The following is a 26,618-nucleotide window of genomic DNA, read 5'->3' as shown; positions in this document are numbered from 1 at the left end:
CAATCCAGAGGCAGCCGCCTTTGGAGGCAACAGAACGATAGTCGAAGCGCTGCGTAGCTTTCACGCCGCCCGCCGACCACCCCGACACCCAGGCCGCTTGCAGCAGTCTCTGCGGCTCGCGTGGCCGGGCAGGCGGCGTTCATTTGGAGTGGTGGGCTTTGGTCTGTGGTGCTGTATGGTCTCTGCGGCCTCTGCAGGGCAGCGATCGCAGACCGGCGGCGCGCTGCGATCGGGCTCTCGAATTGTTTCCATATTGGATCGTTGAACTCGTTCCTGGGTCAGCCGTGAGGCCTGGACCGATTCGGTCCAGGCCTCACGGGTGGTGGCGCAGGTTCGGTCGCCACCGGCTGCTGGATGGGGCACGGTCGAATAGGCACGCAACGAACGTGGAATCGGCTATCGCCCGCCCGGCCGCCCATCGTTGCGCGTCGGGTCGACGATGCCGATAAGCTTCCAGCCGGTGCCGATCCAGACCTGCCAGACGAATTGGGTCAAGTACGGGTAGTTGGCGGCCTCGTCGGCAGTCAGCTTCTCCGCCAGGCCCCGCAGGTCTCGGGAACTGAGGCGATTGCTGTCCAGCCGGTATTCGGTCGACACCACCTGCGCCTGGCTGTCGCGTAGCACCACGACAGCCAGGCCCCGGGTGGCGGCAGCGGTGATCTGTATGTCGAGTTCGTACTCGGTGATGAGTGTTTCGAGAACGAACTCCTCGCAGACTTCGCGTCCGCGCCACCGGCAGCCGTCGACGAACCTGTCCATGTCGGACTGGCTGAACCTGGGATCGGTGGACTGGAAGACCGTGGGGCCACCCGTACCGGTGTTGTCGGCGGTGCCGACCGGCTGCCCGTCTAGGCACAGCGTGGCGCTGTAGGCAACGCCGGTACTCAACTCCAGATGCCTTATGCAGGTCACCGTGAGCCGGTCGTGCGGCATCCGCAGTGGCTGGTGGGCGGCGATGACGAACTCCTGGTGCTCACCGAACGCCGGGAGTACTCCGGCGATGCGATCGCAGTCGGCCGGGTCGACAGCCGACCAGCACCAGGTGAAGCCCTGGACGCAGTAACGGCCGTCCTCGCCGGGGCTGTGGCGCTGCAGCGCATCTTGGCCGTAGGTCGCGGTTTCGTCGCAGATGAGCTCATCGCCTTCGAACCACATCGGCGCAAGTCTCTCATCGATTCGCCGGTCGAGTTCGGCGTCGGTGATGCCTGCAGCGGTTAGTCGTGTCCGTTCGGCAGCGCGCATGCGCTCCTGGTCGCCGACAATGGCTTGGGCGACCTCACGGGTGCAGCGGAACACTGCCCATCCATTCCAGCGGCCGATCAGGGTGCCGACGAACCCTACGGGGATACGAGGCGGATCGCCGGTCCAGGCCCAATTACCGGCGAACACCCCGACGCTTCCCAGGCGCAACCGATCGGGACGCAGATGGCTCATATCGCCAGCCGCCGGATCCGGCGACAGTGCACGATGGGCGTTACTGTCATTGCTCAAAAGTCTTTCCCTCCTTGAATTGGTGAGTGCCGCCGCCCGATCCGGCGGCGGCTTTCGCGAGTACTGGATGTCGGGCGCTCCCGTTGGAGTTGGTGCCGTTTGGGTTCACCGGCATCGGTGGGCGACCGGGTGCGCGAATCCGCTCGGCCCGGGTCGGCCACAGTCAGATCCATGCAGCCGGCGGCCTTTGGCGTTCGCCTGCTCGTGCAGTGCGCCATGTTGGCCGGCTGGCAGGCCGAACGTGTGACATCGGCACGTGGCGATGCCTCGTGATGAATAGCCGAGTCGAGCGCTGCCGTGAGGCGTGTCCAAAGAGGCCTGTCGTTCTGCGGCTTGGGCCGACCAGAGGCGGCCTACGCATGCGTTGGCTGGGCTATTGATCGGCGAGGGTGTCGCCGTCGTCGGCAGGCTCGGCAGGGCCGACGGCCGGGTTCAGGTCGGCCAGGATGGCTTTGGCCACGCGCAGGACGGTCTGCGCGCATTCTTTGACCAGGTCCATGTCGCCATTGGCCCAGCCGAGCACGTAGGCGTCGGTGTAGGCCCGCGAGTCCAAGCCCAATGCCCGGCAGACCAGGTGGGCGATACTCTCGGCCTCGGTTTCTTTGCGGCCTCTGTGCAGGTTCTCGCCCAGCCGCACGCCGGTGGTGTGCTCGCAGCGGATGTGCGCAAGCTCGTGCAGGGTGGTCTTGGTACGTTGCGCGGCAGAGACGTCGTCGCGGACCAGGACCTGCCGGACACCTGGACCGGTGACGGTCACACCGTTGGCCGATCCCAGATATCCGGTGCCGGGCGCAGCGAGGTCGAAGGCGTACCCGGCGTCCTTGATGAGCTTGACGATGTCGTCGTAGGCGCCGGTCAGGTCGTCGCCTTCCAGCAGTTGCGGCAACAGCCCGCCGCTGACCTTGATGTGGCGGGCCTGCCGGACGCTGGGTACCTCGAACGGGTCCCCGTCCGTCTGGGACAGGTCAAACGTTGGCGAGAGCCGGAATCCGACCACTTGGATGGCCGGGCGGCCACGCTCGTCACGGGCGACCTTGCGTCCCTCGGCCTCCCACCGGGCGGCTTCCTCCTCGCTGGGTCGCCGTTTGATCGGCGCCCACACGTAGAAGGCCTTCTCCCCCTTGCGGACACTACGGCCGTGTTTCCGCCAGCCGCTGGTGGCTTGCCTGTTGCCGAACGGCAGAAAGAACGTGGGGTTCATCTGCCGCTCTTCGGCCTGCATCAGCAGAAGGAACTGGTTGTGCAGGGTGTACTGCGCTCCGAACCGGGCGACGGTCTCGATGAATGTCACCCACTCGTCGGGGTCTGCGGCAAGTTTGGCCAGCCGCGCGTCGAAGTCGGCCTTGATGTTGTCCAGGAGCTCTTCACGCTCCTGCGCGGACTTCTGGTTCTTGGCCATGTCTTTCGGTCCGTCCTTTCTCCGCCATGTGGCGGCGGGCGGACTGGGACCGTGGCCCCAGCCTGCCCGCAGGCACATGGATGGGGCCGTTTCTTCGAAGAGCCGAGCCCCGCGGTCGACGATCGACCGCGTACGGCTCCCCCGCCGGGTGGGTACACGGCATGCACCGACGGGAACCCGGTATCACCTAGACAGATCTGATGAGAACCAGCAGCGATGTAATCATTGGCGCGGCACAGTTTCCGGCAGGGTTCTTTGCAGCCAGGCGCGGTCGGTGCGGCCGCCGCGTAAGGCGCGGGAGATCCGGGCAGGTTTGCTTGCACCGCCCGAGACGATGGTGAGTCAGGGCTTTGCCGACCAAGTGGTAGAGGAAGTGTGCGGGACAAGCCGTTCTCCGCGCCGTGGGCAGCGAGGAGGGCCGCCGACACTCAGCAATCCGATGCCCTCGCTCACGGAGCGGCGATGATGTCGATCATGTGGCCGGTGAAGGCCGGATCCGCGAATCTTTGGGGTGCATGGGTTTGCCCTGCGGGGACGGTCGCCGGAGGTGATGGACCGGCGACCGTCCCGGGCAGCCCGGTCGTGCGGGCGCCGCGTGGTGTGGTCGGGCGTCTCGCTCTATGGGCGGGGTCAGGGCGTTGCCGGCGGATGGCCGTTGTCGGCAGCTAGAGCGGCGAGGCGGGCGACCGGGGTATGCGGTGAGTCGAGCAGCCCGCCGGTGCCGGCGTCGCGGATGCGCTGCGCGGTGCGTGAGGAGACGCCGTGCGCCGCTGCGATGTCCTGATTGGACACGCCGGGGTCGTCGGTCATTGCCTGCCAGATTTCACGCCAGCGGTCGTAGTCGTTTTGCTGGGTGGGGATCTGGCGCAGCACCGCCGTTCCGGGCGACCGCGGCCGGCCACCGTCGCGGCTGTCGCCGGCGCGCAGGGCGTTGTCGTTGTCTGTCGGCTGCTCGGCGTGGGGCGGCTGGATCCGGGCGGCGATGGTCCGCGCCCAACCCGTCGTGTCGATCATGGCCATGAGGGCGTCGGCGACGTCGTCGACCGGGGTGGTGGTGGCGGCGATCGAGGCCAGGATCGGGTCCTCGGCATGTCTGGACCGGATGTCGGCCTCGATGTGGTCGGCCAGTGCTGCCCGCCGGGTTTCGGTGCGCAGCTGGGCGCGGGCCTCGGTCAGCGACTCGTGGATGCTGTAGCCGTTCTGCAGCGCGAGGGTCTTGGCGCGGCGGGTGGCGGCTGGTTCGCGCCACCATTGGACCAGCCCGTAGGCCGGCGGTGTTTCGGCGAGTTTACCTGCGGCACGCAGGGCGTCGCGGCGGCGGGCGGCCGAGTGCAGCAGCCACACACTGTAGGCGAACACGCCGAGACCGCCGAACACGACGGCCAGGTAGGGCACCTGGGCGTGGCCGACGATGTTGATGCTGACGCCCAGGCTCACCGACGCCGCGGACAGGATCCGCCAGCCGTAGGCGGTTTCCCCGAGACGCTGACGGGTGTCGGCGAAACCGGAGCAGACGACGCCGCCGAGGTCGATGACGACAGCGAACGGCAGCACCACCGCCGCACGCAGCCAGACCGGCATGGCATCAGGCCAGGGGGCGACGTCGACGCCGACCCAGATCTGGCCGATCGACGAGCCCAACGCGGCGATGAGGTAGAAGATCCAGGCGGCGTGCTCGGCGGCTTTGCCCAGGACCTGGTCGCTGCCGTCGGTGTTCATCGGGCGCATGTGGCACCTCGCATCGCACTGCGGCGCCTGTCGTTGTGGTGGTAGGGCATGGTTTCCTCCTGCAGGAGTACAGGGGTCCAGCGCCCCGCGGTGCGAGACGCTGGGCCGAATGGGTTTTCGGCGGTGCGTCCCGCACGAACGATGCGAGATCAGCTGTGGTGCTGGAAACGGGCCGAGGCGGCACCCGGTCTGGATGAGGGCCCGGTCATCGGGCCGGGCGCATCTGGTTGCGCCCGATCAGGCCGTGTGAGCGGCCCAACCTTGCCCGGTGCCGACGGAAGGATCAGATAGCGCGGTGTGGTCGCCGGACTGTGTCGGCGGGTCTGTCACGTGGCGCTCTGCCCGGGCGGTCATGGCTGGCGGGTGTCATCGCGGGGTGGCGAACCGGCAGGCCACGTCGTCGCCGTGGTGGCGGCCCGTGCATTCGATGTTGTCGAGTTGCCTTTCGCGGTCGGCGGCCTTGTGACGCATCGTGTTTTCCAGGATGTCGATGTGCGGTCCGTGCAGATGTTCGTAGTGGCTTTGGTTGTCGGCCTGCTCGGCAGTGAGGGGGCGGCCGGGGAACGCCTGCAGCCACATGCGCAGGTACAGGCCGGCCCAGGCTGCGTGCATGGGGGCCAGCTGGCTGGCCTTGGACAGTGCCAGGCAGATCTCGGCCGCGGTGGCCGGCCGCAAATCGTTGCCTGCGGCTACTCGGTCCAGAATTTCGCGGGCGTGGCCGCGGTAGACGAACTCGGTGCCCATGCCGGGCCCGATGTGGCGGGGTGTCAGCACGCTGAAGGCGTGGTAGAGCAGGTCGGCCTGGCCGGGGTGGCGGCGGCCGGCGGCGGCGATCTCGTCGTCGGCCCAGTGCATCGCCTCCAACAGCGGCTGCACGGTGCCGATGATGTGCGCGCACAGTGCGGCGGGGTCGAGGGCGCCTGCGGCGCCGCGGGATTGATGGGAACTGCGGGTCACGAACCGTTCTCCGTCCTGATTGGAGGGACATCGCCGACCTCGCCCGTCAAGGGCGACCGGTGGGTCCGCGATGCCCTTGAGGTGTGGGGGGTTGTGGGCGGCGATGGCGTGGCTGCCCTGTTTGGTGGCAGTGGTGGCAGATCTGGCGGCGACGCCGGTCAGGTTGCGGTGTCCTCGGTCACGTTCGCGGGCGCGTCGACGGTTATCGGTGGTGCCGTGGCGGGCTGGCGGCAGCGGTCGCATCGCTCGGCTGTGCTGTCGGGCTGGTCGCCGGGTCGGGAAACGTATGGGGTTGCTGAGAACAGGTCCATCAGCAGCAGCCGGTCGGCGGTGCGGACGACTTCGTCTGAGTCCAGCACGCTGAACCATGGTTCGGTGGTGGCCTCACGCAGCGCATCAAGCCAGTCGGTGATCGCCTCGGCGGGTGCGTTCGGTCCGGGGTTCGGGTGCTGGGCAAGGAAGTCCGGACTGTCGGCCGCGAAGTGTGCGCCGCCGGTGGTGCCGAAGATGTCTACAGCTGTGCGGCGGACCGCGTCGCGGCAGCAGCCGACGATGACGGTGGGTGTGTAGCTGCCGTCCCACTCGATGAGCCCGTACACGGGGTTCGGTGTGCCGACGATGGCGTCGCGCACCGCATCGCACGGTTTCCCGTCGCGGTGTGCGGTGTGGCGGCTGTCGCGGCGTGGCCGCGGCAGGTCGGGCAGCTGCGGCTGCCACAGGGTTGCGGTGCCGCGGGCGGTGTGTTTGCCGTGCTGCAACGCGGTGTTGGCGCGGGTGAGCAGCAGCCCGGTCGGGTCGCCTGCCGGCTGGGCCAGATCGGCCAGGCCCGCGGTGGCGGTGGTGCGCAGGTGGACGGGGTGTTCGTCGATGAGCAGCTCGACGGGCTCGCGCAGGGCGGCCAGCAGCCGCGTGGCCGCAGCGTGTGCCGTGTCGTGGGGATGTGGCCACACGACGGCGAACTCGTCGCCGGTCAGCCGGTAGGCGGTGGCACCGTGCCGGCCGGCGTGGTAGCGCAGCCGTCCGGCCAGCAGGACCAGTAGCTGGTCGCCGACGCGGTGGCCGAAGTGGTTGGTGTGGGCGAACTTGTCGAGGTTGATGATGGCCAGGGTGATCGGCTGCCTGCTGGCGGCGATCTGGACGACGCGGCTGGTGAGCCGGTTGCGGTTGGGCAGGCCGGTGAGCCGGTCGTGGCCGGCGGCCCGGGTGGCCGCGGCCAGCGCGGCGCACAGCCGCGTCATGCGGCGCGCGGCAAGCCGGTATCCGGCTATGGCGCACAGCGCGGCGAGCCCGGCTGCGGTGATCAGGTGGATGGTAGACACGGCGAGTGCCTCCTCGTGGCACAGGCTGGCAGGTGTGGCAGGGCAGCCGGTAGCAGCCGGCTGCCCTCACCTCACCTACGGGGATGGGTAGCAGGGGCTCGCCCCTGCGGTGAGAGCGGCCCGGCTGGGACCGCGTGTCTGTCGGCGCTGACTCGCTTTCGGCGCTTGGTTAGGCGTCGTCGTCGCGCATCTGCTCGATGGCGTCGCGTTCGGCCTGGTGGTCGTCGGCGGCGGTCACCGAGGTGGCCCACACGCCTTCGGGGAAGTGCTCGCCTTCGTCGCCGCCGCTGACCTCGTGTGCGCCGGCGATGACGCCGACGGGGACCGGCTGGTCGCCGAGCCACACGCCGACAACGGTGTAGACGCCGCCGGTATCGCTGTCGGCGGTGGTGTCGGTGCGGGTCAGCGGGTGGCCGGTGGCGCGGCGCAGGTTGGCGTACTCCCGGTTGGTGCGCGCGACGTGGCCGAGGGCCTGGACCGCGGCGTCGACGCCGCGCACAGTGGGGTCGTTGGTGAATTCGTCGCTGCCTTGGTGCAGGCTGGCCAGCCGCACCAGGGTTCCCATGTAGGTCAGGTCGGCGGTGAGGATGCCTCCGCCGTCGACGCCGTGGCTGTCGGCGGTGCGCCAGATCTCGACGTCGTCCAGGTGGGCCACGGTGCACCAGACGTGCTGGGCGGCCTCGTGGTGTAGCAGGTAGAGCAGTTCCTCAAGCCCTGCGGCGATGGTGAAGGCGTCGCTGTTGAAGCCTTCGTCGATTCCCGCGCGTCGTGCTGCCCCCTGGTCAAGCCAGGTGCGGCAGGCTTGCGGGTCGAAGCGGATCATCGGCTCGTCGCCGGTGAGCGTGGGCAACCGGCCGATGCCGTCGGCCAGGGTGCGCCAGGCACGGACCTGCTCCAGCCGCGGCTGGTGCTGCGCCGTGGTGCAGGCCGACTCGGCGCATGCTGGACAGCCGAGGTCGCGATGGGTGGCTTGCACCGCCAGATGCAGCGCGGCCACCAGATGGTCGCGGTCTGCCGCGTCGGCGGGGATCAGATAAGCGTCCGGATCGGACGTCGGAATCGGTGACCAGGGCCGGTCCGTGGTCGGGATCGCATCATGGTTGGCGGATGGTTGCTGGTTCACGTGGCGTTCCCTTCGAATAGGGGCAGGGACCGCGCCGGACGACGCCGGCGCGGGTCACCATGAGGTGGTGTGCGCCGGCCCGGCTGGCCTCACACACGGGCGCTTGCCGGATCGGTTGGTGGCGAACAGTTAGCCGCACACGACGGCGATGTCCTCGATGGTGGTCTCCTCGCTGAACTCGATGCCGGCTGGTCCCTTGTCGGCGAAACATTGACAGGCCAACGGCTACCGGCGGACTAGTCGTCGGCGGTCAGCGCGGGCAGGGTTGCGGCCAGGATGGCGGTCTTGCCGGCGGTGCGGAACATCGATACGGCGTTGGCCGCGATGTCGGCGATGCCGTCGGCGCGCTCCTGCGCGGTGAACAGCAGTCGCGCGTGGGGACCGACCCGGAATGCCGGCAGGCTGTAATGCCGGCGCGCCATCGCATTGATGCCGGTGAGCGTGTATTCGTCGAACGCCGACAGTTCGAGACCGTCGATGTCTGTTTCCTGGTTGCCGGTGCACACAACCACCAGGTCGTATGCCCGTCCATCGATGAGAGCGTTGTCGGGCAGCGCGACGGGGCGGACCCGGCGATCCACGATGTTCAGGCGCCGCGCACCGAACCGGTCAGGCCGCAGATAGCGGCCGATCCCCTGGTACCGGCCGCGGATGGCTTGCTGCCACCCCTGGCAGGTGTCGGGCAGCTGTTCGGCGTACCAGTCGACACGATCCACACTGTCCAGCGCCGCGGCGGCCATGAAAGGCTGCGGCGCAAGACCCAGCAACGACTCCACGACACACTTCGCCGAGTCACCGCCGCCGACCACGGCCGCCCGCCCCACAGCCCTCAGCGGCCACATGCCGGCCATACGGCCCATGAACTGTGGGAAGGTCAGGATCGTGGTGCCGTTGGCGACATTCTGGTCGACCGGATCGCCCACGCCTCGGGCGTCGATGATCCGCCCCGCTCTCACCTGCCGGCCCCCGTCAAGGTCGATCATTGTGCTGTCGCCGTCGCGGGACACGTACCGCACGTTGGCGTCGGTCACCACGTCGGCGAACTGGGCCAGCGCCAACCGGATCACAAACGCCATGTCGGTGTTGGCCGGATACTCGGCCATCGTGACGTTGGTGGCCTGGATCGGCGCGCCCGGCAGGTAGTTCAGGTTGGCTCCCTGGTCGCCTGCCAGTCCTGCGCCGCCGGGGCGGTTGCGGGAGTTGAGGTAGAACGTCGGCCGCGCGGTGACGGCGAACGCGCCGCCGACGCGCGACGCGCGTTCCAACACCAAAGGCCGGGGATGGCCGCTGCGGACACGGATCGCGGCATATACCGCGGCGTGGAAGCCGCTGCCTATGATGACCTCACGGTCGGGGCCGGCCAGGTTCAGCGCGTCTCGGCGATAGGCCTGCTGCGACCAGTAGGTGTCCAGGAACTCGTCGGCCAGTGCACGGCCGCCCGGGTCCAGCGCGATCCCGGTCAGCTGTGCCTGCCACGGCGTCGCGAACTCCGACGCGCGCTGCATCATCGCCTGCATTCCCGCCGAAGCGTCCGGCCGGCACGCAACCGCGGCCAGCACAGACTCGATTTGCGCAGAGGGCTCGAACATGGATCCTCCAAAGGGGAAATGTCCGAGGCACCACGCCGAAGCCGCACACCTATCCCCCAGGAAACCCCTGTGGGATGCGGCATACGGCCGACGCGGTCCCCGGAAGGGTCACATTGGGTAGGTGGAAGGGCCGGCCATAAGACGGCCCTCGGGAGAGGGCGGCTAGCCGCCGACGACGGCGAAGCTGCCCAGAAATGTTGGCGGGCAAGGGACCACGAGGTGATCGGCATGTTGCGTGCTTCGTCGTTGCCAAGTGTCCGGACATTCCGGCGGCCGACGCACTCACCGTCTCGGGGCTACCGACAGACCTTGTGGCAGCTAGTTGCGCCGTAGGCGATGAAAAGTCGACAGTGAGCGTCGGCGACTTTCAGATGCTGTCTGTGCCGTGGATGGTGTGTACGGCGGCGGCGTCGACGTCGTCCCAGGACCAGCTCCAGCCGATGGTGTAGAGGCCTTCGGCGTCAGCGGTGGTGATCTCGACGTCGGTCTCGTCATCGGAGTAGCGGCGCCGGTCCACGACGATCAGGCTGCCCAGCCAGGTCACCGATGCGAACTCGCCTAGGGTGGCCAGCCACGCATCGGGCATACGTTTACCGCGGCCGGCGTGCTCGGCCATCAGCTGGATGAAGGTGTGCTGCCGGTGAGCGACGATCGCAGCGGCGACGGTGCGGCTGGTGCGGAAGACGGCCCAGCCGTTCCAGCGGCGGATGAGCTCGCCGGCGTAGCCGTCGGTGTAGAGATGGCAGGCGCAGCCGTTGGCGAGCCAGTCGCCGGTGAACACGCGCCAGCGGCCGGGCACGTTGGCCGGTGCGGTGCCGGTCGGCGGCAGGCCGGGCAACCCGGGTGGCGCGATGACGGGCACGTTTGGCTGGTGTTGCGGGGTGAGCAGGTCATGCATGACTCTCCTTAAGGTGGCTGGTGGGCAGACCGGGACAGGTCAGCGGTGTCACGTTCGCGATGGGCCTGGCCGTGTCAGTGACCCGGGTTCGCGCGGCCAGGTGTGAGGCGTGTGCGCGTGAGGTCGGATGACGGGCGTGCCAACGTGTGTGCGGCATCGTGTGTCCTTCTGCTGTGAGGGGTCAGCCGGTGATGGGCAGGCCGTTGACGGTGACTGCCGGGGTACGGTCGACCAGGCGCAGTACCGCGCCGGGCAGGACGAGGGCGGGCTGGCCGCCGTCGGTGAAATGCACGACAAGCCAACCGTCGCGGCCTTTCCAGGCTGCAGCGACGGTGCGGGTGGTGCTGCCGAAGATGACCTCGTCGCCGGCCGCGACGCGGCGGGCAGCGCGCAACAGGGCGCCGTCGGCGGGCCGTACCGCCCATGGCAGGACGGTGTCGCCAAGCGGTGCTGGGCTGGAGGTCTGGTAGGCGACGCCGATTTGCCGCGGGGTCAGGCAGGTCACGGTGGCCGCCAGCCAGCTGGCGCGGTGGTTGACGTGAACGGGCTGGCCGATGCGAAGCAGCTGATGCGGGGCAAGGGTGCTGGTCATGGCGGAACTCCTTGTCGGGTAAGGGATTCCGGGCGCAGCGCAGCGGCCGCGCCCGGAATCTGGGGGTGGCCGGGCGACGGCCGAGAATCGAAAAACGCAACAGCAGGCGGCGGGCCGGTCAGGTCACGGCGGCGCCGAAGCGAGGCCCCGAATGCTGATTGCGGGACTGGGTCGTGGTGCGTCCAGCGGGAAGCCGCGTTGGCGGTCATGGGGTCCATGCCCCGGTGGTCGGTGTGGATGACCCGTGGGTGGCGGTTGTTAGTGGGTGGCGAACGCGACGAGGTGGTCGGTGGCTGCCAAGGCGGTGATGCGTTCGTTGGCCTGCTGCAGGTAGGTGAGTTGGTCGGTGTGGCGGGCGCTGGCGGAGCGCAGCAGCGCGCCGTCGAGGGTGAGCAGCCCTTGGCAGGGCACGGCGGACAGCCAGCCGTACACGGCGTAGGCCTGGGGTCCTGCCTCGAACGCGTCGAGGTGCTCGATGGGCAGGTTGGTCAGCCGGTGGGGGTGGCTGTTGTAGGTGCGCATGCAGGTGATGCGGGGCTGGTTGAGGAAGCCTTGCACGGCGTGGTCCCACGTGTATGTGTCGGGACTGGCCAGGTACCGGTCGTAGAAATGCCACCAGGGGCGGGCGACCGGGGATCCGCCGGTGACCTGCTGCCACAGTTCATGACGGTTCCAATACTTCAGGTGGGCGTCGGCGCGCATGCGCTCAAGGTCGAGCAGCTTGACAGGTCCGCCTGCGGCGGTGCCGTGGTAGGGCTGCACAAGGTTGCTGGTGCGCAGCCGGGCGGTGGTGAAGAAGTGGCCGGCGGGGCCGGCGTCGGTGATGCCGTGGGCGGCCAGGGCAGCGCTGGCCGCGGCGGCAAGGCTGCCGACAGGCACGGCTGCGGGTAGGCAGACGGTCAGGATGGTGAATTCGGGCACGATAGTCCCTCCAATGAGGACAGACACTGATGTGACGGTGCGCGCCACCAGACGAGCTCGCCGCAGCCACCGGCGGTGGATGCGCATGACGGGCACAGCCGCCAACGCGGCAATGCACACGCCGAAACGGCGCGAGTGCTGTAGATGAAGCAGGTGGGTGGGGCGAGTCACGGGCGGTGCAGGCCGACCGGCCGAAGGCGGGTGGGCGGTTGCTACCGCGGTGGTGGGCGCCGGACCCAAAGGGTTGGTGCATGGGGGGTTCTCTAGGAGAAGGCTTCACCGTAGCCCCGCCACCCAACACCATCCCCCACCCGTGAGCGGACCGCAGATGTGTGAACTGCGGTGGCGGGGTTGGCTACGCGTTGTCGGCAATCTGTTGGGGCAGACCGGACGGGTTGTTGGGCAGGGCGGGCGGCTGTTGGGTGCCGCTTACGTCTTAGCCGAGGTGGTGCAGCGGGTGATCGGCGGCGGTGGGCGGGCCGGGGTTGAGTGGTCCGGGTTGTGCATGGCCGGCGGGCAGGTCCGCCAACGCCAGCCGGTGGCGGCCGTTGCCCACCAGCCGCCATACCGGGTCGGCGGGATTGTCGCCGGACTCCGGTGAAGTGGTGGCGACCGCGAGACTGGGTTCGGGACGCTCGGCCAGGCGGCGATGCAGGTTCTGTTCACGGGCGCGGCTGGGCAGCGCGAAAAGCAGCGGATAGGTTGGCCCGCCTTCGGCGCGCAGCCGCCGGTGGGAGCTGAGTTTTTGGGTGAGCTTGCCGATCGGTTCGGTGCCGCGGTCCAGTTCGAGGAAGAACCCGACCTGGCGGTGGCCATCGGCCCAGACGCCGTGCCCGTCGGGGTGGATGCGCTGGCCGAACGCGGCTGCGGTGTGGCGTTCGGACCACCAGCGCAGCAGGCACGTGTGCGGGTTGGTGCGGGCGTGGGCCAACAGGTTGGTGAAGAACCAGTTGGTGGCAATGAGGTGGTCCAGGGCGGGGTTGGCGTAGATGCGGTCTTGTCGTTCGCGTAGCGCCCGCACGGTGGGTGGATTCTCACCGGCGGACAGTGTCGCGAGCCTGGCCGATAGTGGCCCGGCTACCCAGCAGACGAGATTGGGGGTTCCCGGATGGCTGCGGCGGATGAACCGGTCGACGAACCCGAAGGACCGCAACGTGCCCAGCCGGTGCCGGCAGGTGATCGGGTTGCGGAACAGGATCGCGGTGAGCTGGTCGGTGGTCAACGTGGTGTGGTGGTAGAGAAGTGAGGCGATGGCGTAGTCGCGGGGACGCAGCCGGTGAGACATCTCGATCAGCGTGCCGCCGGCCGGCGTCTTGGGGTTGGGGGTGCGCAGCGCGACCATCGGCGGTGGCTGGTTCCCCGGTCGGGAGACTTCCCCTGCAGGGAAGTGTCGGGTCGGGTCATGGCTGGACATGTGGGCTCCTAGCTGGGGTGTCGGGTGGGTGGTGTCGGCCTGGGGTCGGCCGGGCGTGGCGCAGTTCCGGCCGGGCTGCGGGCCGACCCGCTGACCGGGGTCAGGCCGCACGGCACGCGTTCGAGGCAGCGGCATAGAAAGGGCCGCCGAGTACGCAGTACGGTGAGTTTCAGGGCTCTTATCCCGATCCCCCTGTGGCGGTGTGAGAGCGCCACGCCGTCTGCAGGTTGGTCGCCGGCCGCGGCTCGGGTGGACATGGTGGGGTGGCTGTTGGGTGTGCGCAGGGCTCGTTGCTGATCGGTGGTGGACGGAAACGGCGGGCACCGACGCGTCTGTGGATCACGTGGCGCTGTCTGTGTCGGTGGGGTGAGCTTCGCCCGGGTCGTCGGGGTTGCTGCGTGGCTTGACTCTGGCGAGGCGGCCGATGGCTGCCTGGCCGCTGTCCGGATTGGACTGTGTGCCCGACAGGGCGTTGGCCAGTGCGGCTTGCCGCACCGCGGTGCCCTGCCCGGTCAGGGGCTTGGCGGGCAGGGTGTGCAGGGTGAACGCCGGGGTTTCGCGGCCGTCCACCACGAGGCGGCAGGCGGCCTGGAAGGCGTCCAGGTGGCTCAGGTCGTGTTCGGACAGTTCGCGCATGGTGTGGCGGGCCAGCTGGTGGGCGTCTTCGGGGGCGCAGCTGAACAACACCTTGTTGCGGGCGTTGGCCGACAGTGCGAGTTGGGTTTCGCGGGGCATCTGGGTCAGGTTCTGATGCGCCAGCACCAGCCCGAACCGGTAGCCGCGGGCTTCGGCGAGCATGTCACCGACCGAGCCGGGTAGGTTGAGGAAGTTGTGTGACTCGTCGATGTAGGCCACGGCGTCGCGGCGGGCGTCTTGGGCGATGCGGGTGCGGGCGGTGGCGGCCTGCCACGCCGAGGCGAGGATGAACGAGCCCATCAGGCGGCTGGTTTCCTCGCCGATCTGCCCTTTGGGCAGACGCGCGAGCAGGATGCCGCCGTCGAGGACCTTGCCCATGTTCACCGTCGAGCGCGGCGCCCCGATGGTTTGGCCCACGAACGGGCGGGTCAGGAAGCTGCGCAGCCGCGCCAGGACCGGGCCGATGACTTGCGAGCGCAGCGGCGGTGGGGTGTTTTCGAACCATTGCCAAAAGCCCAGCAGGCCTTCCGGGTCGTCCAGGTCGCGGGTGAACGCGGCCCGGAACTGCTTGTCCTGCAACAGCGAGGGCACCAACGTGAGCGTCGCGTTGGCCTTGCGCAGGAGGGTGAGGCAGGCCATGCGCAGCGTGTCGTCGATGCGGGGACCCCAGTGCTTGGCGAAAATTTTGCCGAAGATGCTCACGATGTGGTCGACGACCAGGTCGTGGTCGTTGCCCTGCAAAGGGTTCAGTGTCGCCCCGGCGGGCTGGTCGGGGTCGATGAGCAGCAGCCGCTTGTCGGCGACCTTGGCCGGCAGGCGGTCGATCACGTCGGTCACCAGGTCGCCTTTGGGGTCGATGACGATGACTCCGCGGCGGGCGTGCACATCCTCCAAAATCATGTTGAGCAGGAGGGTGGACTTGCCGGATCCGGTGGAGCCCAGCACATGCACGTGCTGGCGGGCATCGGCTGCTTTCAGCGCGACTTTGTGCCCGCCGACCTGGGCGACGCCGAGGACTTTGGTGGTGCGCCCGCCGGTGGCCACGGCGACGGGCGCCGGCATGGGTTTGGCGCGTGCCCGGTCCAGCCCGGGCACGGCGATGTCGGTGGGCAGCCCCGCCAGGGCGGACAGTTCGGTGTTGTTGAGCAGAAACCCTCGGCGCATGACCCGAGCGGCCAGCACGACGGCCGGGTGGGGCAGGCGCAGGCGGCGCAGCCGGTTACGGCCGGCGTAGACGCCGAACGAGGAGGCGATGCCGAGGGCGAGATTGGACAGCCGCGGCGTGAGGGTGTGCGGGGTGCCGCCGCGGCCGGTGTGGGCCACGGCGTAGCGCAGGGCGACCTCCCACTGCGGCCCGGCGAGTTTGTCGACCGCGGCGCGGGCGTCGCGTTCGTGTTGCGGGTCGGCGCCCGGCAGGTGTGTTTGGTGACGGCCGGTGGCGACGTGAGCGGTCCGGTCGGCGGGGCCGAGTAGTTCCAGGATCAGGTTGAGGGCACCGCGTAGCCAGGTGAGCGGATCGAGCCAGCTGTGGGCGGGCTTGCCGGTGCGCAGTGCCTGCACACCTCGGCGCAGGCCGGTGATCTGCCGGTAGGTGGCGGGGCGGGCCAGCACCTGTACGCAGGCGGCCTCATGGGCGTGCAGGTCGGCGGCGGCCTGAATGAGGGTGCGCAGCGGGTCGGCGTCGTGGCCGGTTTCCAGCGGGAACCACGCCGCCATGACCGGAGCCAAAGCGCCGCCTACGGCCGGCGCCGTCACCGGCAGCGGTGGCGTGGGATCGGTGACCTGGCAGGCCACCCCGGGCCAGGCGCCGCGGATCGCGGCCAGCACCGGACCGTCGGCGACGGTGCCCGGAAGCCAGATACCGATCTGCAGTTGACGGCCAGCCCACCGGTATTCCACGGCCACATGCGCTCGGCCCTCTCGCAGTCGGCGCCGGAGGCCGGGGCGCAAAATCTCGGCCAGGCTCGCCCACAGCACGCCGGCGCCCGCCGCTTCGACCTCCGGCGGCGGGCTGATGGTGATCAGCCGCGCATCCCGCAACAGACGTGCGTGACGGCGGGAGGCGACGATGCCCCGCGCGGCTGCCGCTGCGGCGATCGTCAGCGTGAGAACGGCCAGTAGCCACGGCCGCTGCACGCACCAGCCGACAGCGCCCTGGACGGCGTGCAGCAGCCATTGCGACGGCGCGGGCAAAGAGAACTCGGGAGGCGGCGATGTGGTAGGCGCAGACGGTTGCGGGGCAACGAATACAGCGAACGAGATCATGGCGATCGGCCCTTCTCAAAGTAGGAAACGGGCTGGCCCGGGCACCTGTTTGGGTGCCCGGGCCAGCCCGGTAGAAATATGGAGACGATTCGGCGGTGACGTGCGGTTCTAGGCGTCGTCGACTTCGAGGTCTCCGATGCACAGCCGGTGTTCCTTTTTGGAGGCCACGGCGTGGAAACAGACCCGGTGCGCCCCCGAGATCAGCAGGCCTTCGCCTATGCGTGCGGAGAGCAGGAGGCGGGCTTCGCCGGCGGTCAGGCCGAAGCTGTCGGCGACGGCGTCGACGGACTGTGCGGCCTGGCGCAGCAGGATCTGTGTGGCGGCGTTGGCGATGACGGCCTGGCCGAGATCGGAGCCGAGCAGGTCACCGACGTCTTGGGTGATCACGGCCAGGCCGGCGCGGCGTTTGCGGGCGGATTTGCTGAGCCGGTAAAGGAATTTGGCTCCTTGCCCGTCTTTGAGAAGCATCCAGGCCTCGTCGACGATGACCAGCCTCCGGGGCGGCTGGCCGGTGTTGCCGGGTACGTCCACGTCGCGCCAGATCGCGTCCAGGGCGAGCAGCATCCCGGGGGCGCGCAGCTCGTCGGGGAGGTGGCGGGTCGACCACACCGCCAGCTGCCCGTGCGGCGCATGGGTGGTGGGTCCGTCGAACAGGTCCCGGAAGCTGCCCGACACCCACGGGGTGAGCCGGGCGGCGAGGGTCTCGGCGGCGGCGGTACCTTGCTCGGCCAGGGCGGCGGACACGTCGCGCAGCAGCGGCGCCTGACGGCCCCAGGTGCCGGGATCGTTGCAGATCCCGGCCGCGGTGTAGGCGGCGATGATCGCCTTGTCCAGCGCGGCCCGTTCGGCCGGTGGCGGCTGTTCCCCCAGCAGCACCGCGACCAGGGTGTGCAGGAACAGCGCTCGGCGGGTCAGCGCGTCGCCGCGCCGGTCGCCGGGCGGGATGTCCAGCGGGTTGAGCCGCACCCCGCCCGCGCCCAAAGCGATAGTGACCGCGCCGACGGCGTCGGCGAGGCGGCGGTACTCGTTGTCCGGGTCGATGACCGACACGGCCACGCCGTCGGCCAACGACCGCAGCACCTCCAGCTTGACGAAGTACGACTTCCCGGCCCCCGATCGGGCCAACACGACACTGTTGGCGTTGTGCTGGCTCCACCGGTCCCACCACACGACACCGCCCGAGTCAGGGTTCAGCCCGTACAACAATCCGCCGGCGGGAGCCGGCTGCCCGGGCAGCGGCGCCGGCAAATCCGGGGAAGCCAGCGGGAACATGGTGGCGATGGCCTCGGTGTCCATCACCCTGCGCATGCGCAGGGTGTCGGTGGCCAGCGGCAGGGTGGAGATCCAGCCCTGCAGCTGACGCCACGTCGCCGGCTGGGTGTCCAGCAGCACCGAGGCCGCCACCGCCCGCACCTGCGCGATCGACTCCTGCAGCTCGTCGAGACTGGCCGCGTGCACGCACAGGTAAAGCCCGACGCGGAACAGTTTGCTGTGGCCGCGGGCGATGCGGTCGGCCAGTTCGGCGGCATCGTCGGCCGCGGCCTCGGCGGCCGGGTCGAGCAGCCGGCCTTTGTCGGTATCGGTGCGCCGGTTGGATTCCAGCCTGGCCCGCTGCCGGCGCAACCCGGCCGCCGCAGCCGGCCCGGTGAGCGGGTCGATGTAGACCACCACATCCAGACGGCCCGGCCAGCCCAGCAGCGGGTCGAGCCAGGCCACACCGACCTCGGCCGGGTACCCGGTCACCATCAGCACCGCGGCGTAGCCGTCGCCGACCTGCAGGTAGCGCGGCATGTTGACCACACCGGACGGGCCTAGAACGTGCGACAGCCCGGCCGATGCGGCCGGGCTGTCGGTGTCGTGCGCTATTGGCTTGCGGGGCAACAGATTCTTCACAGCAGATCTCCGTGGCCGGTGACCGCAGCCCCGGGACGTGCCCGGGGCCAGGTCGTGTCGACAGGGGTGTAGGGATCGGTGGCACAGGTCAGCACTGCCGTGGCGGCAGACCCGTCCAGGACGGCGGTCTGTACGCCGAGCGCGGCCAGCGCCGAGGCGGCATGACCGGCGCGGCGCAGGACCTCGATGTCGCGGCCCGTGTCGCTGTCGGCCGTGACGGCGATCGTCACCGTGCGCCACAACGGGTCACAGCGCTCGGCCAGCTGGTCCAAAAATTCGGCGTAGTCGTATGCGGTGTCGGCCAGTGCCGGGTTGCCGATGGCCGAGGCGAGGTCGGCGACGCGCTGGGCGTGGCTGGCCAGGTCGACCCGCTGCGCGGAGATGACCAGCTGCACCGGCCCGGACAGGCCGTGCAGCCACCGCCCGTACGCGCCGATCAGCGCCGCCTGCTCATCGCCGGTGCGCAGGCCGATGTTGACGGTGCTCACCGCCACCAGAGCAACGGCCTTCTCGCCGGTGTCGATCACGCCGGCTTCGGAGATCGCGTGTGCGGGCAGACGCAGCTGCGGCACCGCCATCCCCGGCCCCGGCGCCCAGCCGGGCACAGGCCCGGCCGACGCCGCCAGATGATGCTTTGGTGCGCGGGACTGGCGGATCGCCGCCAGCAGCCACCTGTCCATGCTCATCGCGTCGCGGCGGCCCAGCGCCAGCACCACCGCGACGCCGCCGACTGGCACCAGGATCGCGATGACGACCGGCTGCGGCAGCAGGTCGCCCACACCTTTGATCAGCCCGTAGGCGGCGACGCCGGCGACCGCGAGGATCGCCAGCTGCCGGGCCGTGAACCCATAGAGGATCTTGTCTGGCTGGTCCACGTCGGCGGGGATGCGTGCGCGTGGTGCGGTGTCGGTGTCAGCGCGCATCCGGATCACCGGCCTCGGCGGCTTCGGCCTTGAGGCGGCGTGTGTAGAGATCTACTCCGGCGGCGATTTCGTCGGCGGTGTAGGGGTAGATCGGCCTGCCGGTGGGCCATGCGAGCGCCACAATCGGGCGTTCCGGCCGGCCGGCGGAGGCGATGGTGGAGTTGTTGTCGGTGGTCATAGTCAGGTCCTTTCAGGAGTCCAGGCGGCGGCAGGGCGTGGGTGTTGACAGGGGTGAGGACCGACGCCTTCGGCACCGTTCATGGCATGTGGCAGGCGGCCCAGGGCCGCGACGGTCAGCTGGTGCGCATATGCCAAGGGCCGCGCACCGGTGCCCGGACAGGTCGTTGGCGGGCGAACACGGTGGCAGGGGTGACCCCTGCCGGAACGCCCGCGCGTGGTCCGGCCGGTGACGGATCCGATACGACGCCTGCCGCGCGGATCGGCGGGCGGGATGAACGTGCAAGTGTCGTTGGCGGCTGTCTGGGCACCGTTTTGCCGAACAGGTCGACTCCGGCCGCCAGTTCCTGCCGGGTGTATGGCCTTATCGGGCGACCGGTGGGGTAGGCGACGCCGACCACGCCGGGACCGGCCCCTGACGGAGGCCGGGTCGGCAAGGACGCTGACGCCGAACCGGGCGAGGTAGGTGGCCGGGTCGGCAGGTCGGTGGCTCGCGGCAGCGGCCGGCGGCCCCCGCCGGGCGAGGTGAACGGCCACGGGCCGCCCGCCCGGCGTGATGCGCCCGCCGCACCACCGCTCCCGCGGGCGATGCCGCCGGCGCCTCCAGCGCTGAACTTATGGCGTAGGCCCTTGGTCAGTTGCTGGACCAGCACGACCCGCAGGATCGTCCCGGCGGGGCTGGGCGAGGACTGGGTGACGTAATGGCGCATCATGGCCGGGATCTTCAGGGTTGCCCAGAGCAGGCACACGACGACCAGCAGGTTGAAGATCACGGTGCGGTCGCCGGGAAGCCCCAGCGACGACAGGTTCGCGTTCGGGTCGAGGAAGATCGTCAGCGTGGTGTGCAGGGCGACCGTTTGCGCCACAACGGTTCCCAGCGTGCCGAGCATGGTGCGCCACCACAGTTTCGCGGTGGGCTCGGTCTGCGGGGTGCCGTGCAGCGCCAGCGCGATCGGGGCCACGCCGACCGCAATGATGAGCACACCCAGCCGGATGATCCATTGGATGAGCAGCATGCCGACCATCACGGCGATGACCAGCCCGATCAGGATGAGCAGGACGCCGGCCGGTTCGCTGCCGTTCTTGTCGGCCAGCGCACTGTCAACAGTGATGCGCATCTGCTGCATCGACGCCGGGGAGGTAATGTCCTGCGCAGTCAATGCACCGGTCAGGGCGTTGGCGACCTCGATGAGGGTCGCGCACAGGGGCGTGGCGAAGTTCGCCGCGATCAGTCCGATGACCAGCCGCGGGATCAGTTCGCCTGGCCCGTATCGGATCTGCACCGTGTCGCGGCCCATGATGAGCAGGAACACCGCCAGGAACGCCAGGACGTATGCGGTGTTGACGATGCCAAGCGACGTGCTGGAAAACGTGCGGACCTGCGGCAGCACGGTCACGTCCGGAGAGGTGAACACACTTGCCGCCAGCAGGTCCCACAACACATCCAGGCCACCGACGATCGTCTTGGCGAACCAGTTCAGCATCGCTTCCAGCAGGTCATCGACGACCCAGCCCATGTCAGTCCACGATCCAGCCGCGCACGATCGCGAGCAGAACCGGGGCCAGCAACGCGCCGGCGTAGCCGATGGCGGCGTTCTTGAACGCCGCCTTGGCTTTTTCGACCGAGGTCGGATCGCCGCCGGCACTCAGGTAGAGCAAGAACCCGATGGTGGCGAACAGGGTGGCCACGCCAAAGGCAATGCCACCGACCCAGACGGTGATGTTGTTGATGACAGTCGGCAGGTCGTTGACCGCCGCGATCTGCGGCTGCGCCGCATAGGCGGGAACGGCCACGGCCACCGCCGCGGCGGTGGCCGTGATGAGGGTGAACAGACGGGACATGTGACGTCGCACCATGATGGGCACCTCCCGCCCCTGGCGGGGCGATAGCAGGAAAATTTGAGGCGCGCCACCGGGAATCGCGGGCAAGGCCGTGGGAGCCGGGCTCCTTTCAGCCGTATGGACACACGTTGCGAACACGGACCTGTCAGGCCGGCGTCGCCACGATTCCCAGGGCGCGGCCACCGGCCGCCTTGCGGTCCGATGACTTACCCACCAAAGCTTTCTGTGGGGCGCCCAACACCGCCTCTGCACCGGACCGGGTACCCAACAGTTGCCCAACACCACGATTGGCGTTGCCCCTGTGGGGTTGTCGTCGTCGTGGACGCAGCGCCACGAACGCCAGCTCCCCGTCGTCGATCGCCTTCTTGAGCCGTTGTTCGGCGCGGGCCCGCCACTGCGATGCGGTCTGCTGGGAGATGCCCAGCTCGGCGGCAACTTGCACGAGGGTGCCGTGTTCCAGGCGGGTTTCGGCGATCAGCCGTGCTTCCTCACGGTCCAGGACAGCGGCGGCCACCGCCCGGGCCAACACCAGATCCGGATGGTCCCACGGGCGGATCGGCCACAGCGAACTGGCGCTGCAGCCGCGGATCAGCAACGCGTCCGAATCCGTGTCGCGTAACGCGCGAGCCGCGCGTACCCCGGCGTCGATGAGCCGACCGCAGATACGCCGCTCGTCCAGATCGATGCTGCGCAGCCGTTCCATGAACCCCAGCAGCAACTCCGAGTCCAGATCATGGGTGTCACCGCGCCATCCGGCGGCCAGCATGCCAGCCCGGCGGCGCAGGCCAGGCAACGCCATCCCCACCGCAGCGACCCGCCACGCCGGTCCGTCCCGGCGGGACCGGATCACCAGTTCCCGCCACACGCCATCACGGACCGCCTCCCCCGTGGCCGGGGCGAGCAGCAGCTGACGCAGCTCATCCAGCGGCAGGATCTTGCTAGGCAAACCTTCGCAACCGCGGGCGTCAAACGGTACGTGCGTGGGCGCCTCGGCCAGCATCACAAACGCCTTCTCGGCCGCGTCCAGCGGCGTGGACGGCCAACCAGCAGTATCAGACATCACGGAACTCCCGAAAAATCCGGCGCGCCAACCAGATCCGGCGCGTGAACCGCTATTCAGGCAGCTCAACCCAACAGCAAGACCACTTCATCTGCCGCCGCCGTTGCTGTTGGGCGAAGTCGCTGGTACCCCACGGCAACCGTGGCTCGCCCGTGCGGCGTGGCCGGAAATGAGCCGCCGAGCCAACAGCACCGGTGACAGGCCTGTTGGCCACTGTTCAGCAAGCACATCGGCAGACAGTGTTCTGGCAAATAGAAAGATCAGCCTCGCTGGCAAGGCTTCCAGCTCCCTTCATCGACGCATTGACGCCGTCGACGGCTTCGCCTGGCAGCGCAAGCCCTATCCGGATCGTCAGCGACCCCGAGGTCACCGTGACGAGCAGGGGAACCCGGCACCGCCACCGGGAACGCGCAATAGAACAGCGGACCGCTGGGGCATCGACATCTCGCGCTGACCAACACACGGTCCCACCGAACAGACGATGGGCGCCGCTGTTGGAATGACAGCGTTGCCCTGTTGGGTGCAACCGCCGGTCCCCCACCCGAGGTGTTGGGCAACAGTTGGGTGCCGCGCGCCAGACACAGGCCGCGTTTCTCCCCCGCACGGGGCCTTTAGTGGATTGCGAACACGGATCGTCGGCGCGGGAGCAACCCGCTTATGACAACCGACCTTCCACGGCACAACCCCACCGAGTCCGCGGCCCCCGCCGCGATGCCGTTGCCTGGCACACCCGTCAGGAGCGACACACACGGCGACACGGTACCTGTCATCGTCTGGCGCACCGTCGCGCACGACCCTGACACGTCAGGACAAGACATCGACCTGCCGGCCCGGCTGGCGCACTACCTTGTCACGATCTACACCGCCTTCGGCGACACGATCGCCGACTTCGACGCCGACGACAACCTGCGTGACGCCGCGCACGCGGAGGGACGCGGCTACATCAACGTCGGTGGCCGCGGCGGACTCGACGGGCAGCACCTGACGCCGCCACGCCCCATCACCCTGATCGTGATGCGGTGGCCCCGGCCAGCCCCACACACTTCCGCCCAAGCCCACACCCTGCTCGCAGCCTGCGAAGACGTCCTGGACAGCGACGGAAGCGTCATCGTCGCCGTCACGGCCGCACGCTCCGGCCAGCCCGGCACCACATACACCGACTACGAGCACCAGATCGTGTCCACCGCCCGCGCCGCCGGACTGCGGCACCTGCACGACATCGTCGCGCTCGACGCGACCGACGGCCACGACTCCTTCACCTACCCCGCGACAGACCACGACCTCAACAACGCGGGCAGCGACACCGACGCTGCCACCCCGCGTCGCACCACCGCCACCACAATGATCATCCTTTGCAAAGCGGTGAGGACGCCGTGACACCCTATGACAACCACCACAGCAACGGCGGCGTAGGGCGTCAGAAACCCCCACGGCCACGTGTCACCCGCGACAGGCCGACGACACCCGACGACGCGCACGACAGACCGGTCAGCCCGACGAACGAGACACGTTCCGTCGCCGCCTTCCGGGGGCACCTGTCCGCCGAACCTGATGCACTTGGCGCGCGGGTCGAGTTCGTCGTCGTCGCGTCCGGAACACGGCAAGCACAGGAACTGCTCGAACGACAGGCCATGGCTGTGCGGCGAGCCCTGCGCTGGTTCGCCGAGCATCCCGCCTCCAACGAAGGACCACCTTCATGACCACTCCCCCAGGCCCACTCGACCAGGGCGATGTCAGCTCGCTGGACTGGCTGCGTCACCAGGCCGAACATCATGTGCCCGAGAGTTTCCCACTGGCCTCGATACCGGTGGCGTGGCTTGGCCGCACCTCGACCGACGACGCTCAAGACCCCACCCTGTCACTGCCACGACAGCTGGACACCAGCCGCAAGGCCTTGCCGCCCGGCTTCGTCATCGTTGCCAAGTTCTACGACGTCGAGTCAGGACGTACCACGATGGAGAACCGAGGAAAGGGCAACGCCCACCAGCACCTCGACATCCCCATCGCCCGCGACGGCGGCATCGCCGACCTGCTTGCCGAAGCCGCACGATCCGATCGACGCTTCGTCGCCGTGGTCGTCGAATCCATCGAGCGGGTAGCCCGCGTCACCTACTTCAGCACCAAAATCGAATTCGAGCTGGAAAAGGCCGGTGTCGCCCTCCTGGCCGCAGACGAAGGAATCGATCACCGCTCAATCCCGAACCTCGACAACGGCGACGCACCCTACCGAAAAGCCACCTCCACCCTGACCCGGCGAATCAAGCAAGCCATCTCCGAGTGGTACGTCCTCAACATGCTCGAACTCACCTGGGGCGGGCTGAAGACCCATACCGCCCAGGGCTACAACATCGGCAAGCCGCCCTACGGCTACAAAGCCGACAGGCTCAAGCACCCGGTCAAAGCAAAGGCCCGCGAAGGCAAGACCAAACACCGCCTCATACCCGACGACCGCCAAGGACCAGTCGTCACCCAAATCTTCCTCTGGCGGGCCATCCGGCGACTCGGCTACGACGACATCGCTCATCGGCTCAACCTCGATCCGCGGCGTTACCCGCCACCAGAACCCATCCTCGGCCAAGGCCGACACCGAGTCGGCGCATGGACCGCAGGCACCGTAAGAGAGGTACTCACCAATCCCAAGCATTGCGGGTACATGGTCTGGAACCGGCGTAAACGCGGCCACGCCGATCGCAGCGTCAAAGGACGCGTCAACCCACCCTCGGCGTGGGTCTGGTCGCCCCGACCCACCCACGAGCCGCTCGTCACACGCGAACTGTTCGACGCCGCTAACGCCGTCGGCCGCTACAGACAAGGCTCCCACACCACGCCAGGCAACAGCGCCGAACCAAAGACGAAGCGCAGCTACAGACTCCGGTCCTACGTGTTCTGCCAGATGTGCGGCCGTCGATACGCCGGCGAAATGCAAAAAGGCCACACCTACTACCGATGCTCGCCCGACACCAAACGCCACGCACATCTACCGTGGTTCGCACAGCATCCGCGCGCCGCCTACATCCGCGAGGATCTACTCATCGATCCGGCGCGGCGGTTCTTCCGCGACAGGATCTTCGGCGCCGGCCGCCAGGCCATGCTCACCGCCGCAGCCAAAGCCAGCGACCTCACCGCTCAAAACGAGGCAGCCTCCCACGAAAGAACCCTCGAAGCACACCTGGCAGATCTCCAACACCGCCAGGCCAACCTGATCGGCGAGCTGGAGAAGTTCGAACCCACCGGCGATGACGACGTCGACGCAGCACTGCGCGGCGCCATCAAGAACAGATTTGCGGAGATCGTCGCAAAGCAAAAATCCATCAAAGAGACCCTCGCTGCCAACAAGGACCAAACACGTGCCGCTGCGCTCATGGATCTCACCACACTCGACCAGCTACCCGTCACATCGATCGACATCTCACGCCTCCCCGAGGACGAGATGCGACTACTGTTCGACGCATTTCAACTCGAGATCCGGGTTCACCCAACCGAACAGGAACTCGTCATACACGTAACTGTCACTAGCGAGACAGCCCCAATCCTGGCCTGAACGATCACCAAATTTTGGGCCTATGCGCCGTGGGAGCGCCCCGGCGCAGGTCGAAACGGCTGCCGGGACCGGCTGGACGGAAACGCCTCTCTTCCCAGCGATCATCGCCCGTCAAACGATGCGGCCGGCGGGCGATGCGGCAGATTTGCCACGCATCCTGTTCAGCCGAGCTGTAACGTTTGGCCCCCGGTAACGAAATTCGTTGGCGTACCAGTCATATGAGAATCGCCTGGTCGCGTCACCGCGCCGATCAAGGGCCTGCGTGCCCGGCGTCCTGTGATCGACTCCCAACTGAGAAGCGATCGAAGATTGCTACGTCTGCAATGGACAGAGAGAAATAGCGCCGGGTCTCGAGGCCGAGCTGGCTTTGGACGGCGTCACCGTGGCCTTCAGCCACCGACTCGCTCTTCTTGCAGTGCACACGCTGCAAAAACGCGGCCATGCACTCGCGGCGGTTTTACAGACCGCCACAGGGATCACGTTCACCAGGCAAAACACGCTTCCCCGTGTCGGCTGCGACAAGTATGCGACGTAGCAGCCGCTCTCCGCTCAGCCGGCACCCGCTTCCGTGGTAGCCGCCGTCGTATCTGCAAGCGCCTTGAGGAAGCCGGCGGTAAGCTCGGGCGGGATCACTTCGTCAATGGCTGTTGTGAACTCATTCGGTGGGATAGTCGCCGATATTGCTTGGATTGCGGCCAGGGTCTTTTGCGGCCATGCCTCGACGGCTTCGTACTGGGCGCCAGCGCACTTCAGGAAGGCTGTAAGGGCGTCGTCGGGCCGTTCCAGGGCGACAAGCGTTTCACCAAGTTGCTGGTAGGTGGAGGCGGCGCTGTACTGGTCGCCAAGCTCT

At 68.5% G+C, this 26,618-nt stretch carries 22 protein-coding genes; 3 read left to right on the top strand and 19 right to left on the bottom strand.

Annotated features, from left to right (window positions below):
* Positions 1 to 396: 396 nt before the first annotated feature.
* From Rhe02_RS18705 to Rhe02_RS18620, 18 genes are all read right to left on the bottom strand, one after another.
* The gene (locus Rhe02_RS18705) at positions 397 to 1,491 is read right to left on the bottom strand and encodes a hypothetical protein (protein WP_203909545.1); all 1,095 of its coding nucleotides are present in this window, start codon (positions 1,489 to 1,491) and stop codon (positions 397 to 399) included.
* A 373-nt stretch (positions 1,492 to 1,864) separates the two neighbouring features.
* The gene (locus Rhe02_RS18700; RefSeq protein WP_203909544.1) at positions 1,865 to 2,890 is read right to left on the bottom strand and encodes an ArdC family protein; all 1,026 of its coding nucleotides are present in this window, start codon (positions 2,888 to 2,890) and stop codon (positions 1,865 to 1,867) included.
* A 630-nt stretch (positions 2,891 to 3,520) separates the two neighbouring features.
* The gene (locus tag Rhe02_RS18695) at positions 3,521 to 4,618 is read right to left on the bottom strand and encodes a hypothetical protein (RefSeq protein ID WP_203909543.1); all 1,098 of its coding nucleotides are present in this window, start codon (positions 4,616 to 4,618) and stop codon (positions 3,521 to 3,523) included.
* Positions 4,619 to 4,984: 366 nt separating this feature from the next.
* Positions 4,985 to 5,575 carry a hypothetical protein gene (locus Rhe02_RS18690; protein WP_203909542.1) on the bottom strand — a complete coding sequence of 197 codons (591 nt, stop codon included), beginning with the start codon at positions 5,573 to 5,575 and terminating at the stop codon, positions 4,985 to 4,987.
* A 158-nt stretch (positions 5,576 to 5,733) separates the two neighbouring features.
* Positions 5,734 to 6,894, bottom strand: coding sequence for a GGDEF domain-containing protein (locus Rhe02_RS18685; RefSeq protein WP_203909541.1), 1,161 nt, complete (start codon positions 6,892 to 6,894; stop codon positions 5,734 to 5,736).
* A gap of 169 nt (positions 6,895 to 7,063) precedes the next feature.
* Complete coding sequence (locus Rhe02_RS18680) at positions 7,064 to 8,017, bottom strand: hypothetical protein (protein WP_203909540.1); 954 nt, start codon at positions 8,015 to 8,017, stop codon at positions 7,064 to 7,066.
* A gap of 236 nt (positions 8,018 to 8,253) precedes the next feature.
* Positions 8,254 to 9,606 (bottom strand): hypothetical protein, encoded by a 1,353-nt coding sequence (locus tag Rhe02_RS18675; RefSeq protein ID WP_203909539.1) that lies wholly within the window; start codon positions 9,604 to 9,606, stop codon positions 8,254 to 8,256.
* A 367-nt stretch (positions 9,607 to 9,973) separates the two neighbouring features.
* The gene (locus tag Rhe02_RS18670) at positions 9,974 to 10,504 is read right to left on the bottom strand and encodes a hypothetical protein (protein ID WP_203909538.1); all 531 of its coding nucleotides are present in this window, start codon (positions 10,502 to 10,504) and stop codon (positions 9,974 to 9,976) included.
* Between the two features lie 181 nt (positions 10,505 to 10,685).
* Positions 10,686 to 11,096, bottom strand: a complete 411-nt coding sequence (locus Rhe02_RS18665; RefSeq protein ID WP_203909537.1) for a hypothetical protein — start codon at positions 11,094 to 11,096, stop codon at positions 10,686 to 10,688.
* Between the two features lie 258 nt (positions 11,097 to 11,354).
* Entirely contained in the window at positions 11,355 to 12,017 is a 663-nt protein-coding gene (locus Rhe02_RS18660) for a hypothetical protein (RefSeq protein WP_203909536.1), read from the bottom strand.
* 436 nt (positions 12,018 to 12,453) lie between these two features.
* Positions 12,454 to 13,431, bottom strand: coding sequence for a replication-relaxation family protein (locus tag Rhe02_RS18655; RefSeq protein ID WP_203909535.1), 978 nt, complete (start codon positions 13,429 to 13,431; stop codon positions 12,454 to 12,456).
* A 339-nt stretch (positions 13,432 to 13,770) separates the two neighbouring features.
* Positions 13,771 to 16,332: a type IV secretory system conjugative DNA transfer family protein gene (locus Rhe02_RS18650; protein WP_203909534.1), complete on the bottom strand. Its 2,562-nt coding sequence runs from the start codon at positions 16,330 to 16,332 to the stop codon at positions 13,771 to 13,773.
* A 108-nt stretch (positions 16,333 to 16,440) separates the two neighbouring features.
* Positions 16,441 to 18,123, bottom strand: a complete 1,683-nt coding sequence (locus Rhe02_RS18645; RefSeq protein WP_203909635.1) for a VirB4 family type IV secretion system protein — start codon at positions 18,121 to 18,123, stop codon at positions 16,441 to 16,443.
* A gap of 98 nt (positions 18,124 to 18,221) precedes the next feature.
* Positions 18,222 to 19,148, bottom strand: a complete 927-nt coding sequence (locus Rhe02_RS18640) for a PrgI family protein (RefSeq protein ID WP_203909533.1) — start codon at positions 19,146 to 19,148, stop codon at positions 18,222 to 18,224.
* The gene (locus Rhe02_RS18635) at positions 19,138 to 19,326 is read right to left on the bottom strand and encodes a hypothetical protein (RefSeq protein WP_203909532.1); all 189 of its coding nucleotides are present in this window, start codon (positions 19,324 to 19,326) and stop codon (positions 19,138 to 19,140) included. The genes Rhe02_RS18640 and Rhe02_RS18635 overlap by 11 nt, the downstream gene beginning before the upstream one ends.
* Positions 19,327 to 19,441: 115 nt before the next feature.
* Complete coding sequence (locus Rhe02_RS18630) at positions 19,442 to 20,842, bottom strand: conjugal transfer protein TrbL family protein (protein WP_203909531.1); 1,401 nt, start codon at positions 20,840 to 20,842, stop codon at positions 19,442 to 19,444.
* 1 nt (position 20,843) lies between these two features.
* On the bottom strand, positions 20,844 to 21,182 hold the full coding sequence (locus Rhe02_RS18625; protein ID WP_239123905.1) for a hypothetical protein: 339 nt from the start codon (positions 21,180 to 21,182) through the stop codon (positions 20,844 to 20,846).
* A gap of 130 nt (positions 21,183 to 21,312) precedes the next feature.
* Positions 21,313 to 22,227, bottom strand: coding sequence for a sigma factor-like helix-turn-helix DNA-binding protein (locus Rhe02_RS18620; RefSeq protein WP_203909530.1), 915 nt, complete (start codon positions 22,225 to 22,227; stop codon positions 21,313 to 21,315).
* 657 nt (positions 22,228 to 22,884) lie between these two features.
* On the opposite strand from Rhe02_RS18620, the gene Rhe02_RS18615 reads away from it, so the two are divergent.
* From Rhe02_RS18615 to Rhe02_RS18605, 3 genes are read left to right on the top strand one after another with little or no spacing between them, the layout of a single operon-like run.
* On the top strand, positions 22,885 to 23,604 hold the full coding sequence (locus Rhe02_RS18615; protein ID WP_203909529.1) for a hypothetical protein: 720 nt from the start codon (positions 22,885 to 22,887) through the stop codon (positions 23,602 to 23,604).
* A complete protein-coding gene (locus tag Rhe02_RS18610) occupies positions 23,601 to 23,927 on the top strand; it encodes a hypothetical protein (protein WP_203909528.1) in 327 nt (108 codons plus the stop codon). The genes Rhe02_RS18615 and Rhe02_RS18610 overlap by 4 nt, the downstream gene beginning before the upstream one ends.
* Positions 23,924 to 25,768: a recombinase family protein gene (locus tag Rhe02_RS18605; protein WP_203909527.1), complete on the top strand. Its 1,845-nt coding sequence runs from the start codon at positions 23,924 to 23,926 to the stop codon at positions 25,766 to 25,768. The genes Rhe02_RS18610 and Rhe02_RS18605 overlap by 4 nt, the downstream gene beginning before the upstream one ends.
* A gap of 549 nt (positions 25,769 to 26,317) precedes the next feature.
* Here the strand turns inward: Rhe02_RS18605 and Rhe02_RS18600 are convergent.
* The coding region (locus tag Rhe02_RS18600; RefSeq protein WP_203909526.1) for a hypothetical protein at positions 26,318 to 26,618 on the bottom strand (301 nt) is incomplete at its 5' end.

Origin of the sequence: Rhizocola hellebori, from assembly GCF_016862955.1 — a bacterium.
Taxonomy (GTDB): domain Bacteria; phylum Actinomycetota; class Actinomycetes; order Mycobacteriales; family Micromonosporaceae; genus Rhizocola; species Rhizocola hellebori.
Note: the sequence above shows the minus strand (reverse complement) of the source record. Positions and strands in the feature narration are given on the sequence as shown.